Annotated in this window: 14 protein-coding genes; 9 read left to right on the forward strand and 5 right to left on the reverse strand. The window is 69.2% G+C overall.

Going from position 1 to position 13166, the window contains the following annotated elements; translation table 11 throughout:
- Nucleotides 1-436 precede the first annotated feature (436 nt).
- The 6 genes from ABS735_RS17130 (at nt 437) to ABS735_RS17155 (ending at nt 5008) form a co-directional block, all read left to right on the forward strand.
- Nucleotides 437-1042 (forward strand): dihydrofolate reductase family protein, encoded by a 606-nt coding sequence (locus ABS735_RS17130; protein ID WP_373905303.1) that lies wholly within the window; start codon nt 437-439, stop codon nt 1040-1042.
- Between the two features lie 210 nt (nt 1043-1252).
- Complete coding sequence (locus ABS735_RS17135; protein WP_373905302.1) at nt 1253-1603, forward strand: hypothetical protein; 351 nt, start codon at nt 1253-1255, stop codon at nt 1601-1603.
- Between the two features lie 531 nt (nt 1604-2134).
- Nucleotides 2135-2935, forward strand: coding sequence for a MerR family transcriptional regulator (locus tag ABS735_RS17140; RefSeq protein ID WP_373905301.1), 801 nt, complete (start codon nt 2135-2137; stop codon nt 2933-2935).
- A complete protein-coding gene (locus ABS735_RS17145; RefSeq protein ID WP_373905300.1) occupies nt 2932-4146 on the forward strand; it encodes a glycosyltransferase in 1215 nt (404 codons plus the stop codon). The genes ABS735_RS17140 and ABS735_RS17145 overlap by 4 nt, the downstream gene beginning before the upstream one ends.
- Nucleotides 4147-4232: 86 nt before the next feature.
- Nucleotides 4233-4481 (forward strand): helix-turn-helix transcriptional regulator, encoded by a 249-nt coding sequence (locus ABS735_RS17150; protein ID WP_373905299.1) that lies wholly within the window; start codon nt 4233-4235, stop codon nt 4479-4481.
- A complete protein-coding gene (locus ABS735_RS17155; RefSeq protein ID WP_373905298.1) occupies nt 4478-5008 on the forward strand; it encodes a hypothetical protein in 531 nt (176 codons plus the stop codon). The genes ABS735_RS17150 and ABS735_RS17155 overlap by 4 nt, the downstream gene beginning before the upstream one ends.
- A gap of 500 nt (nt 5009-5508) precedes the next feature.
- Here ABS735_RS17155 and ABS735_RS17160 read toward each other — a convergent pair whose 3' ends face one another.
- On the reverse strand, nt 5509-5862 hold the full coding sequence (locus ABS735_RS17160; protein WP_476755835.1) for a TetR family transcriptional regulator C-terminal domain-containing protein: 354 nt from the start codon (nt 5860-5862) through the stop codon (nt 5509-5511).
- Between the two features lie 96 nt (nt 5863-5958).
- Between ABS735_RS17160 and ABS735_RS17165 the strand changes: the two genes are divergently transcribed.
- A complete protein-coding gene (locus tag ABS735_RS17165; RefSeq protein WP_476755836.1) occupies nt 5959-6156 on the forward strand; it encodes a hypothetical protein in 198 nt (65 codons plus the stop codon).
- 97 nt (nt 6157-6253) lie between these two features.
- Here the strand turns inward: ABS735_RS17165 and ABS735_RS17170 are convergent, their stop codons facing one another.
- Entirely contained in the window at nt 6254-7621 is a 1368-nt protein-coding gene (locus tag ABS735_RS17170; RefSeq protein ID WP_373905296.1) for a DUF3500 domain-containing protein, read from the reverse strand.
- Nucleotides 7622-8197: 576 nt separating this feature from the next.
- Between ABS735_RS17170 and ABS735_RS17175 the strand changes: the two genes are divergently transcribed.
- On the forward strand, nt 8198-9679 hold the full coding sequence (locus ABS735_RS17175; RefSeq protein ID WP_373905295.1) for a DHA2 family efflux MFS transporter permease subunit: 1482 nt from the start codon (nt 8198-8200) through the stop codon (nt 9677-9679).
- Between the two features lie 252 nt (nt 9680-9931).
- Here the strand turns inward: ABS735_RS17175 and ABS735_RS17180 are convergent, their stop codons facing one another.
- The gene (locus tag ABS735_RS17180) at nt 9932-10942 is read right to left on the reverse strand and encodes a hypothetical protein (protein WP_373906194.1); all 1011 of its coding nucleotides are present in this window, start codon (nt 10940-10942) and stop codon (nt 9932-9934) included.
- Between the two features lie 133 nt (nt 10943-11075).
- Here ABS735_RS17180 and ABS735_RS17185 point away from each other — a divergent pair, with 133 nt between their 5' ends.
- Nucleotides 11076-11729, forward strand: coding sequence for a TetR/AcrR family transcriptional regulator (locus ABS735_RS17185; RefSeq protein ID WP_373905294.1), 654 nt, complete (start codon nt 11076-11078; stop codon nt 11727-11729).
- Between the two features lie 91 nt (nt 11730-11820).
- Here ABS735_RS17185 and ABS735_RS17190 read toward each other — a convergent pair whose 3' ends face one another.
- Both ABS735_RS17190 and ABS735_RS17195 read right to left on the reverse strand, forming a co-directional pair.
- Nucleotides 11821-12228: an MFS transporter gene (locus tag ABS735_RS17190; protein ID WP_373905293.1), complete on the reverse strand. Its 408-nt coding sequence runs from the start codon at nt 12226-12228 to the stop codon at nt 11821-11823.
- Complete coding sequence (locus tag ABS735_RS17195; protein WP_373905292.1) at nt 12221-13072, reverse strand: phytanoyl-CoA dioxygenase family protein; 852 nt, start codon at nt 13070-13072, stop codon at nt 12221-12223. The genes ABS735_RS17190 and ABS735_RS17195 overlap by 8 nt, the downstream gene beginning before the upstream one ends.
- Nucleotides 13073-13166 lie beyond the last annotated feature (94 nt).

Genomic DNA, 13166 nt, shown 5'->3' on the forward strand with positions numbered 1-13166 from the left:
ACGGACGCGCCGCCGCTTCCGACGGCTGAAGCCTCCGGCGGCGGCCCCGCGGGTTCCGGCCCGGCCATCTCCTTCGACGCAGTCGTCAGCGGCGACCGTCTGCGTTTCGAGGAGGCGCCACGGACGAGGGTCTCCTTCCCCGGTACCGGAGCGCGCGAGTCGGTCTCCCACGCCGAGCGGACCAATCTTCCCCATCGGGTGGCCCCCGGGCAGGACTACCGCGACGTGACCGTGGAGTACCGCCTCGCCACCGACGTGTCGGAACACCGGCGGGTACCGGACCAGGACGGACGGCGGCACGAAAGCGGCGGCTCCGACGCACCGGTGAGGGTGCGGCCTGCGGGATCCCGTGTGCGACGGCCGCGACGCTCAGGGCCTGACGCGAGATGAGTTTTCGGCGGTGGTGCGGTCTACCCGTTGACGAAGGGAGCGCATCATGCGCAAGGTCATCATCTGCACGTTCCTGACGCTGGACGGTGTCATGCAGGCGCCGGGCGGTCCGGACGAGGACGCCGAGAGCGGCTTCGAGCACGGGGGCTGGCAGAAGCCGGTGGACGACGACGAGGTCGGCACGGCCATCGCCGGTTGGTACGAGCACTCCGACGCGATGCTGCTCGGCCGCAAGACGTACGACATCTTCGCCTCGTACTGGCCGACCGCCGATCCCGAGAACCCGTTCACCCAGCGGATGAACAGCATGCACAAGTACGTGGCGTCCAGGACCCTGACGTCCGTCGAGTGGCAGAACTCCACGCTGCTGGAGGGCGACGTCGTCGCTGCCGTACGCGAACTGAAGGCGTCCGACGGAGGCAACGTCAACGTCGTCGGCAGCGGCGACCTCGCCCAGACCCTCATGCGTCACGGCCTCGTCGACGAGTACCGGCTCACCATCCACCCGGTGATCATCGGCACCGGCAAGCGGCTGTTCGCCGACGGAGCGATCCCCACCGCGCTGGAACCGGTCAGTGTCTCGACGACGAAGGGCGGCACCGTCGTCGGCGTCTACCGGCCGAACGGTGAGCCGAGCTACGACAGCTACTAGGCGGTCACGTCCGGGCCACCGGGCAGACCGGAGGACGATGCCCGATTCCGAACGGGGGTCGGACCGGGCGACGTGGACCAGCAGGGTGCTTCCGTCGTTGGCGAAAAGCGTGGGTGCTTGAGTGGACGGCATAATCTTCGGCTCCTGCACTGTGGCGGGCGTGATCGTGACCGCGTTCTGCACCCGGAGAGCCCTGCATCACCCGCGGCCGTGGCCGCCTACCTGCTCATCTACCTCTCCTACGTCCTGGTCACCTGCGGTGAGCTCGTCTTCATGTGCGCCCGCACCGCCCGCCGCAGCTGGACGACTCGTCCCTGGACCGGCGCCGGCTTCGCCGTGTGCGCCGTCGCGGCCGCCCTGGGCGTCGGGTACACGATGTCCAAGGGGTCCCACATCGTCTTCTCGGCACTCGGCAACCACTGGCCCCTCGACGCCGAGGAGGCGGTCAGCCCCGCACTGAGCGGGCTCGCCGTGCTGTTCCTCTTCGCGGGCCTGACCATGCCGATGCTCGGCGGGCTACGCCGGCGGACGGGGCAGCGCGAGGGGACCACGGGAGGCTGAGCCGCATGCGACGGCCTGGCTGGGCGGCTCGGCTGCGTCAGCCCTTGCGGGTGTTGACTTCCTCGGTGAGATGCGGGACGACGTCGCAGAGGTCGCCGACGACGCCGTAGTCGACCAGTTCGAAGATCGGGGCTGGATCGCACCGGAGATGATCGCGAAGTTCTCCGCACAGCGCTGAGGCCCCCCGAATTTGCGCCCGCGGCAGGCAGCCCCAGAACCAGGGGCGACGGCGGCCTTCGATCCGTCAGATCCCACGCCCCGCAGTCGTTGCGGTTGCCCGGCACCGCGGCGGGTGAGCATCGGATCAGGCAGAGACCGGTGCACACGCCCGTGTCTTCCCACCTTCCGCCGGCAGCTCCGCAACAACAGCACGTCCGGCCGACCATCTGCTCCCGCGCCGGCCGGCTCGCGGTCGAAGACCGACCAGCGCGCCGCGAGACCTCTCCGTCTTCACTCCGACGCCCAGCGAGCGCGAGTTGACCCTCCCCTTACGTCAGGCTTGAGGATGTGGACCAACGAAAGGGCAGGTGGATGAGCTACTCCGTGGGGCAGGTCTCGGCCTTCGCCGGGGTGACGGTGCGGACACTGCATCACTACGACAAGGCGGGACTGCTTTCGCCCAGTGACCGCAGCCACGCCGGTTACCGGCTCTACAGTGAGGCCGACCTGGTCCGTCTCCAGCAGATCCTCTTCTACCGCGAACTCGGCTTCGCCCTCGACGAGATCGCCGCGATCTTCAAGGATCCGCAGGTGAACCCGCTAGAGCGGCTCCGGGCCCGGCAGCGGCGGCTGAGTGAGGAGATCGTCAGGCTGCAGCGGCTGGCCGAGGTGGCGGAACGGGCGATCGAAGTCCAGAAGACCGGCGTGTCTCTGACTCCCCAAGAACGCTTCGAGGTCTTCGGTGAGGTCGCCTTCGACCTGAGTTATGCCACCGAGGCGGAGCTGAAGTGGGCGCACTCGGAGGGACAGCGTGAGGCGATGGCGCGCGCAGACGCCCACACCAAGGAGGACTGGCGCCGGCTCATGGGCGAGGCATCCGCCTGGCGCGCCGAGCTGCTCGCCGCCTTCGACGAGGGGGAGCCGAGCGACGGCGAGCGGGCCATGGACCTCGCCGAAGAGCACCGCTTGCACATCGCACGCTGGTTCACCGCCTGCCCGTCCGACATGCATCGGCGGATCGCGGACGACTTCGTCGCCGACCCGCGCGCCTTCGCTCTGGTCGTACCGCCTTCGCAGCAACGCCCGGGCCTGGCCGCCTACATGTACAGGGCGGTCCACGCCAACGCGGCCCGCCACGCATGTGGCGGTTCCGATTCCAAGGAGGACCGATGAGAATTCTGATCGCCGCCGCCGGATCACGCGGCGACGTCGCGCCCTACACGGGCCTGGGTGCCGAACTGCGCCGGGCCGGACACGACGTCGCCCTCGCCGCCACAGACGCCTTCGCGCCCCTCGTGCGCGACGCAGGGCTGGAATTCCGCAGCCTTCCCTCCGACACACGGGTGCGTGGCGGCGGCACAGACAAGCGTGAACTGATGCGTACCGCTGCCGCGTTCACTACCGAACTGGGCCAGGGCTTCGCCGACGCGATGGACGATGGCGCGGACCTGCTCCTGCTGTCGACCACCACGGCCCCGCTCGGCTGGCACCTCACCGAGGCCACGGGCACCCCGAGCCTCGGCGTGTACCTCCAGCCCACCGCACCGACCGGTGATTTCCCGCCCGTCGTCACAGGCTCCCGCTCGCTGGGCCGTCTCGCGAACCGGGCAACCGGACGCATCGCACTGCGCATGGCCGACCGCGTCTACGAACAGGCGGTCACAGAACTGCGCCTCCGCCTCCGGCTGCCCCCGGCCTCACCTTCGGAGACGCGTCGACGACAGGAACAGGCGAACTGGCCCATCCTGCACGGCTTCAGCACAGCCCTGGTGCCCCGTCCCTCCGACTGGCGCCCCGGCCTGGAAGTCACAGGCAACTGGTGGCCCCATCACGATGCGGCCGAACGGCTGCCTACCGAACTCGAGGACTTCCTGTCCGCCGGACCCCGGCCCGTCCTCATCGGCTTCGGCAGCATGGCGTCCGGCGACGGAGAACGGCTGAGCGAGATCGCTGTACGAGCCCTGCGCCGCGCCGGGCTGCGCGGCATCCTCCAAGCCGGCAGCGCCGGGCTGACCGCCGACGGGGACGACGTGCTCACCATCGGAGACGTACCGCACGCCCTTCTGCTTCCCCGGCTGGCCGCGGTGGTCCACCACGGCGGGGCCGGGACCTCGGCCGCCGCGTTGCGCGCCGGAGTGCCCGCGGTCACCGTCCCGGTGACCGCAGACCAGCCATTCTGGGCCAGGCGACTCGCCGCCCTCGGCGCCGCCACCGACCCGATACCCTTCCGGTCCCTCACCGCCGAACGGCTTGCCGACTCACTCGGCCAAGTAGTGAAGCAGCAGGCACACAGCCGAGCCGCCGCAAGGGCCGCGCAACATCTGGCGACCGAGAACGGAGCGGGTCAGGCACTCAAGGCCATCCAGCAACTGACCGAGAAGTGACACCAATCCGTTCCTCGCGATCACCCGCAACACCATCAAAGGCGCTGAAGTTGCAGTCCTCCTTCTGTATGTAGTACTTCTTATACATGAGTGAGCAGGTGCACAACAGGCTGGCCGTGGTGCGCGCCGAACGGAAGGTGTCGCGGCAGCGCCTGGCCGAGGCGGTGGGGGCGCACTACCAGACCATCGGATACATCGAGCGGGGGCAGTACAACCCGAGCCTCGACCTGGCACTGAAGCTCGCGAAGTTCTTCGAGTTGCCGGTGGAGGTGCTGTTCTCCCTCGAACCGTTCCGGCCGCTCACGGATGAGTTCTACGGGAGGAAGACGTCATGACAACGACACGGCTGACGCGCTACGACCGCAGCATGCTGCGGCTGATGAACGACCGCCGAGGCCTGCCGCTGTACGCCACGGCCGCCCGTCGGCGCCTGGTCGTCGGCGCGCACCTGGTGCTGACCGCGGCCATCGGCGGGCTGATGACTTACCCCTACCTCGCGCAGGGCGAACCGGTCTGGCCCTTCGTCGCCGTGGCGGTGCTGCTGCTGCCGTGGATGGTCGCGACCGGGGCAATCAATGCGGCCACCCGTGGTCTGCTCGAACTGCGCGAACGAGCACTGGACGAGCGTCAGTCCGCCGAACGCTCCCGAGTGCAAGCCCGCGCCCACCGGACCACGACCCTGCTCCTTGCCGCAACCGCCGTCGGCCTGTTGGTCGCGGGTGCGGCCGACGGCAACGCCCCCACGGCGTATGCGGCGCCGGTGGTCATCGCGGTCCTTGTGGTGCACTGGTTGATGCCGTTGTGGGTGGCCGGCCTGATGGCTCAGGACGAGCCGACCGAAAGCGACGGCCTCGCGGCCTGACGAGTTCGCTGCGCCCGGCCGGCACCTGATCGCTGAGAAGTGTCAGGGATCGGCCTGGGTCACTCTCGCGCGCCGGGGCCGACCCAAGCGCCCGGGGCCGACCGGGGGCACTCGCCTGCATCACGACCTCACCGAGACCCTCCGCGACAGCGCCGGCCGCGCAATCGACGCCGGCATCGCCCCGGCCTCGGCCGATGCGGGCACCCGTCACCGTCGCTCTCACCGCCCGCTACGCGCAGGCCTTCGACCGCGTCGACGACGCCGGCCTGCGCCACCGGCTGCTGACGGGGCGTTCGACAAGGTGACGCCGAAGACGGCCGGACTGCTACCGAGGGATCCGCCCGATCGGCCTTCCGGTATTGCCCCAGGGGCGACCTGGGCCGGTCCGTCCGTCCTGGTCTACGTGAACACCCTGATGCTTCAGGACATCCTGGGCGAATCGAAGTGGGCCGACCACGGAGATGGGGGCGGGCGAGTCCGGCCGATGAGCGCCCTCCGGATCAGGTGGTCCGGTGCGGGTCCTCGAGGGAGTCGAGCCAGTGGAGGAGGCGGGCTCCCTGGCGGGCCATGATGTCCGGGTCGTGCAGAGCGTTGGCCAGGAGCGACATGCCCTGATAGGCGGAGACGAGGGCGACGGCGAGGTCGTCCGGGTCGGGCATACCCAGGGCGCGGAACTGGTGTCCGGTCCACTCCAGCAGGCGCCGTATCACCGTGCCGGCCTCTGCATCGAGGGTCCCGTCGGCGCGTTTGTCGAGTTCGACGGCCAGGGTGCCGGTGGGGCAGCCGTATCGGGCGGCGACCTCGCGCTGGTCGACCCAGGCCTCGACCAGGGCCTTGAGGCGGTCGCGCGGCACGCGGGCCGTACGTACGAACTCACCGGGCCCGAGGCCGTCAGCCCGCGCCGGCAGGCCGCAGTGATCTCCCGGGCGCTGGGCGAGGAAGTCACCTTCGTGGAACTGTCCCGCGAACAGGCCCACGCCCACATGGCGCAGTTCATGCCCGAAGAAGTCATCGACGGCACCCTGGACGTCCTCGGCCTCCCACTGCCGGCCGAGCAGGTGATCAGCCCCGACGTGGAGAACGTCCTGCGCCGTCCGGCCAGGTCCTTCGGCGAGTGGGTCGAGCGCAACCTGTCGACCTTCCGGTAGACCCTGCCCCGGGCTTGCGAAGGGCCGCACGTACCCGGGGTGCAGCGGGCCGCCACCGTGAGTGCGGGACTGGTTGTGAGGCGGTGCGAGACATGCCTCAGTGGTCGGTCTCCAGGTGGAGCTTGAGCAGGTCCACGCCGTAATCGCCGCCATTGGGCGTGCGGATGATGGTGTGGATGTGCTGCTGGGTGGGGGTGCCGCCCATGCCGCCACCACCGCCTGGACCACCGCTGGGCATCCCGCTCGGCTGGCCGCTCGGCATGCCGCTGGGCGGGCCGCCGGCGCCCATCTGGGCGTTCTCGCCGTAGGCCAGCGGGGACTGGGCGTCGTACTCGATGAGTACGACCGGGCTGTGTACCCGGTAGTAGAACGCGGACGAATCCTTGGTCTCGCCGATCCAGTAGAAGTGCGTGTCGTCGAGGTGCTCCTCCACCTCCGTCATCTTCACCGAGGCGTGACCGTCGTCCATGTAGCCGACGTAGACGCCGACCAGGTCGAGCAGCTTCTGCCGTTGGGCGGAGGTGAACTCCTTGGCGGCCAGGCCCTGGTAGGCCAGCTTCAGGTTGTCCTGGCCGACGCCGGCCACCATGTCGGTGCCGCCCTTCTCGTCGACGGAGATCACCTTCTTGCGCTGTGCCGGGGTCAGGGACCGCAGCATCTCCAGACCAGCCTTGGTCTCCGGCTTGAAGAGGGTGATCTTCTCACCGTTGTAGGTGGCCGAGGTCGGCTCCGAGCCCATGAAGGTCGGGGACATGACGACCTGGTCGCCGAGAACGAAGTAGTTGATGGCCACGTGGTGGCCCTCGTACTGGAAGCCCCAGGGCTTGGTCGTGGACGGGGTGCCCATGAAAGTGAAGTAGTAGTGCCCCTCGGTCAGCGTCTCCTTGCCGCCCCCGTTGTAGTCGCCGAGGAAGGCGTTGAGTTTCATGATGTTGCGGGTCTGGGTCAGTCCGTCGGCGGACAGCGCCGTTCCGAGCAGCGCGTACCCGAGGTTCCGCTGCTTGTCGGTCAGGTCGCCCATGCGGGCACCCTCGCGCTCGTAGCCGTCGACGTTGCTCCAGGCCAGCCACTCGTCGTCGTCCACGTCGAACACGGATGCCCGGCGCACCTTGGCGCTGAGTCCGTCCAGGAACGCCTGCGCGGCCTTCACCACGGCATCCGTCGAGACACCGGTGGAGTGGATCGAGAAAAGGTCGTCGACGGCCTTCCCGTCGGTGGTGACACCCTTGAAGTCGGCGTACTTCACCTCGGTGGCACCGGGACCCATGCCTCCGGCGCCGCCGGGCCCGCCGGACGGCATCCCGCTCTGCGCGGCGCCGGACGCGGAGTCGGTCGCATCGGACGACCCGGCGGAGCAGCCGGTCATGCTCGCCACGGCGGCGGCACCGCCGAGCAGCAGCGATCGGTTCATGAACCAGCGGCGGGTACGCTCGGCGGCGGGGGTACGGGGACGATGTGCGTTCATGACCGTGACACTCGCCCATGAGCCCTGTATTTCCGTGAGACTTACCTGTGGACCATGTATGAAGCCGCGATGTGTGCCGGGCCTGTGACCTGAGTCGAAGGTGCGGGCCGGCTCGAGCGCGAGCAACGGGCCGAGCTGATCGACCCCGCGTCAGCCGACGGGCCAGCCACCCACTTCAGGCTGCATGTCAACAGCGCCTGGTACTCGGCGGCCTGGACCATCGCAGTCCTGCTCACCCTCGCCACGCCCCCAGGCGAGGCAACGCCGTCCAGTCCGGCGTCCGCGAGCCTGTCGATCAAGTCCGCACACGCTTCCTGAGACAGGGTCTCCGGCGGAGCCTCACGGCTGGGGAAGTAGCGTTAGTGTTCCACAACGGATCGCATGGATCCCGACCGCCGGTGCGGCCGGTCGCGCCCCGCTCCTCGGCCGGATTCAGGCCGTCCGGTGGAGTGCGGAGCCCTTCTCCGCCTCTGCCGGAGTGCGGCACAGTCGCCGCCGCCCGGAGACGCCGGGCGAGGGGGGCCGGCGGCCAAGTGGCTTGGTGTGGTTCCGTCTCCTTCTTCGAAAGGTTGAGTAATGACCACGTCGCAACGGATCGACCCCAGCTCTCCGGAGGGCAAAGCCCGCGACAAGCTCGACAGCAAGGTCCTCCTCGTCGCAGGAGTGATCGTGCTCGGCGGGATCATGTCGATCCTGGACATCACGGTGGTCTCGGTCGGACTGCAGACGTTCCAGAAGGAGTTCGAGGCGACCTCTGCCCAGGTGGCCTGGACCATGACCGGCTACACGCTGGCGCTGGCGAGCGTCATCCCGCTCACCGGCTGGGCCGCCGACAGGTTCGGGACCAAACGGCTCTACCTGCTCGCGATCACCTTGTTCGCGGCCGGTTCCGCGCTGTGTGCGGCCGCCAATTCCCTTGAGATGCTGGTCGCGTTCCGGGTCCTCCAGGGTCTGGGCGGCGGCATGCTGATGCCACTCGGCATGACGATCCTGACGCGCGCGGCAGGCCCCGAGAGGGTCGGCCGGGTGATGGCCGTACTCGGTATCCCCATGCTGCTGGGCCCGATCTTCGGCCCCATCCTGGGCGGTTGGCTGATCGACGTCGCCTCCTGGCACTGGATCTTCCTGATCAACCTGCCGGTCGGCGCGATAGCTCTGGTCTATGCCGCGATCGTCCTGCCCAAGGACCGTGTGGAGCCGTCCGAGACCTTCGACTGGCCGGGCATGCTCATGCTCTCCCCGGGACTGGCGACCTTCCTGTACGGCGTCTCGTCCATCCCGGAGACCGGCACGGTCTGGGCTGCCAAGGTCCTCGTGCCCGCCGTCATCGGTCTGGTTCTCCTCGGCGCGTTCGTCCCCTGGGCGCTGCAGCGGCGCAACATCCACCCGCTGATCGACCTCAGGCTCTTCCTCAACCGGGACATGAGCATCGCCGTGATCGCGATGTCGCTGTTCGCCATGGCGTTCTTCGGTGCCAGCCTGCTGTTCCCGCTCTACTTCCAGCAGGTGCGCGGGGAGTCGGCGCTCGACTCCGGAGTGCTTCTCGCCCCGCAGGGCATCGGCGCAATGATCACCATGCCGATCGCCGGGATGCTCGCCGACCGCATCGGCCCCGGCAAGATCGTGCTGACCGGCATCCTGGTGATCACGGTCGGCATGGGCATGTTCACACAGCTCAGCGCCGGCACCTCCTACGCCTATGTCATCACCGCGCTCTTCGTGATGGGTCTCGGAATGGGTGCCTCGATGATGCCGATCATGGCGTCGGCGCTGGCCACCCTCAAGGACCACACGGTCGCCCGCGGATCGACCCTGATGAACATCGTCCAGCAGGTGGCCGCCTCGATCGGTACCGCTCTGTTCTCGGTGCTCCTCACCAACGGACTCAAGGACATCACCGCGACCTCCCCCGACGAGGTGCGTTCCCAGATGGGTGACGCGTTCGCCTCGGTGTTCCTGGTGGCGGCCATCCTCGTCGCCGTGTGTCTTGTTCCCGCTGCGCTGCTGCCCCGCAAGAAGGTCAAGCCCACGGACCCCACCGCCATGATGGGCCACTGACCCCGAACCCACGGCCTCAGCTGGACCGGACATCGGTGCCGACCTCTGGGCACATCGACTGCCCAGGAACAGCGCATTTTTGGTCCGCGCAGGTGCGACACTCCGTTGTCCGCGGGTCGCGGCGTCGGCAGACCGGCGCGAGGGCTGCGGCGAGTTCGGTGAACGCCGCTTCCAGTACCGCTTCCATTCCGCTCGGGATCTGCACGGCGCCGCGGTCAGATCCCGAGGCGTGGTCACCGTGCTCGGGGCCTGTCACCTCCGATACCGCTGCGCCACTGCCGTGAAGGCGGCCTTGGGCTCCCATGCCATGTCGGGGTAGGTCTCTCCCCGGCGCTCTTCGAGGAGTTTGACGATGCCAAGGCCCGCCCGGTCCAAGTCGTCCCTGGGGTCGCCGTCCGGGCGGTGCGGGTAGCCAGGCAAGGCGAACAGGAACACGAACGCGCTGTCCACGCCCTCGGTTTCGAAGATCTCCAGCAGTTCGCTCAGATAGGCGGCCTGGCCGGCCTCGTCACGCTCGTACGTGCCGTTCAGCCGTACCGGGGCCTTGGTCTCCGGGTCGTGATCGACCACTTCCAGCACCCGTCCACCGCGGTCTCCCGCGCCGCGGTAGGCCGCGGTGCCGAACCCGGTGACGGCGAGCGGCTTCGGGCCTTGGGCCAGGGTGCGCACCGCGTCCCGGAACCGATCGGCGACCTCGGCGGAGCGGATCAGCTCGAACGTCACCATGTCGAAGGGAGTCCAGTCGACCTGCTCGAACTGGATGGATGCGTAGGTGAGTCTGCCCTGGAAGCGTTCGCGGACCGTGGCCGCGGCCTCGCGGAGGAATGCGTTGATGCGCACGCCGAGCTCGCGCATCGCTTCGGCGCGCCTTTCGGGTCGGCTCATCAGCTGCTCGACCCGCTCCTCGGGGCTCTCGCCGGGCAGGAACCCGCGGTTCATCACGCTCAGCTCGACCCCTGCGACGAACACGACTGTGGCCCCCTGCTGCCGGAGCCGTTCCGCTCGCTCGGCGCAGTCACGGAAGAGTGTGAGGATCTGCTCCGAATCCAGCTCCAGCGGATAGGGCGAGAACCAGACCTCCAGGCCGAGCTCGGCGGCGGCACCGGCGGCCGACTCCAGTCGGTCCGGGTCGCCGCCGATGATCTGGACCGCGTTGCAGTGCAGGTCGTCGCGGATGATGGCGAGCTCGCGCCGGACCACCGCGGGGTCGAAGTGCTCGCGGGATGTCTGGCCGTGCACGACGAATCCGGTGTCGTAGGTCATTCCTCTTGCTCGCACGGTGACGTCCTCTCTGTCGGTCCCGGTCGGGTCGAGGCTGACAGGAAACGTGCGTGCACGCAAGTTTACGTATCACGCAATTTTGCGCGTACGTAGAGCTGTGTGGAACGCTGACACCGTGACGACACCACCACCAGGGCTGCGGGAACGGAAGAAGCAGGCCACGCGCGAGGCGCTGCGCGAAGCGGCCCTGCGCCTGGCCATGGAGCGCGGACCGGACCAGGTGCGGGTCGAGGACATCGCCGAAGCGGCCGGGGTCTCGCCACGCACCTACAACAACTACTTCGCCAGCCGCGAGCAGGCGATCGTCTCCGCCGTCACCGCGGACCGGGAGGCGCGCATCGCGGCGGCGGTCGCAGCCCGGCCCGCAGGAGTGCGCCTGGCCGACACCGTCACCGAGGCAGTGGTCGAGCAGTACACGAACACCGGCGAGCACGAGCACCAGGCGCTGCTGCTGATCACCACCCGGACCGCGCTGCGCGACGCGTTCCTCGATACCACCGCCGGCATCGAGCCCCCTCTCACGGCGGTGATCGCCGAACGCCTGGGCGACGCCGAAGCGCTCACGGCCCGCGTCCTTGCGGCGAGCGTGACCGCGGCGGTGCGCATCGCGCTGGAAGGCTGGCTCCGGCCGGCCGGGAAGGCGGAGGGCGCCGAGAGTTTCGCCGGAGGACTGGTCGTGCCCTCCGGCTCACTGCCCGACCGACTCCGCACGGCGCTGGCCCCGCTCGCCCCCGCGTTCGACGCCGCCGAGCGACGCAGTCAGCCGTGAAGCGGGCGACGGTCGGTGTGGACGTGGGGCTGGTCGTGCTGCGGAACGTCACGCTGCCGCTGTGGTTGGCCGGCAGGCGAGTCGATCGTGTTCATGGTGCCGCGACACTGAATCGCGCCGGGCTCGGGGCGCGGCTGGACCATCTGCCTTCCCAGCTGCCGGGAGGTCCGAGGGCGGCCCCCACGGCGCCCGCGGCGAAGACCGCCGCCACCCACAGAACCACCCGGCGTCGTCCGAAGCGCCCGGCGAGCCGGCCGGAGCACAGGGCGCCGACCATCGCGCCGACCAGGATCACGCTGACCACGATCTCCTGCCCCCGCGACGACAGCCCGAGCTCCTCGCGCAGGTACAGCAGCGTGCCGGAGATGATGCCCGTGTCGTAGCCGAAGAGCAGACCCCCCAGGGCGGACACCGCCGCGACCGCGTAGACCTGGGCGGGCTGCCGGCCGGACGAACGGGTGCTGGTGTCCTCGGCGACGGCCGCGGTGGCCTCAGGCATCGCCCATGACCAGACCTTCGATGGTGTGCATCTGCGTCACCGGCGTCAGTTCGTCCACGACCGGGCAGTCGAGGTGGCGGCGCACCCGCTCGGGGAGCGTTTCCCAGTAGGCGCGGGTGACGGCCGTGTCGTGCCGGTCGCCGTTGGTCGCCTCCGGCCCGTCGACGCCCAGGACCAGCACCGGTCGGGACTTGGCGGAGTCGTTGGTCGTGCCCCGGTGGATGGTCAGGGCCGTCCGTGCGGAGATGTCACCGCGTCGCGGGTACTTGCGCACCGCCCGTTCGACATAGCGGTCGTAGTGCGAGCGGGGCGGGAACATGCCGTGCTCGAACTCCTCGCTGTCGTCCCACTGAGTGCCCGGGGCGATCTCGAAAGGGCCCATGTTCTCCTCGGTGTCCACCGTGGTCACGTTGAAGGCGAGCGAGGTGAGACGCCGCTCGCGGCGGGTCTCCTCGGGTATGGGGAAGTCGCGGTGCCAGGGCTGGTTCACGGCGCCCTCGAGCGGGACGTCGAAGCCGAGTTCCACGATGCGGTAGTCGGGGCCGAGTGTCGCCGTGCACAGGGAGCGCACCCAGGGATGGTCGACCAGTTCCACGAAGCCCCTGATCTGCTCGGGGTGGATCTCGACGTAGTACCGGTTCGGTCCGCGGCCGACCGCACCGCCGGGCCGGGAGCGGGCCTCCTCGAACGCCTTGGCCACATCCTCGCCGAGCAGATCCGCCCACTGGGGCGCGAAAGCGCCCTTGCGTGCGGTGATGCCGTCCGTGTACAGGGCTGCCACGTCCGCCGACACGTCGACGTCCAGGGCGGCGACGTCGACACCGGGGAAAACGGACACGTTCATGGTGCGCCTCCTTGCGCTGCGTGGGCTGCGTGGGCTGCGACCATGTTGCGACGTTGAATGCGACGTTGCAATAGCTTTCGGGAAGATTCTGGTT

It is taken from the genome of Streptomyces sp. MMCC 100 (genome assembly GCF_041538145.2).
GTDB lineage: Bacteria > Actinomycetota > Actinomycetes > Streptomycetales > Streptomycetaceae > Streptomyces.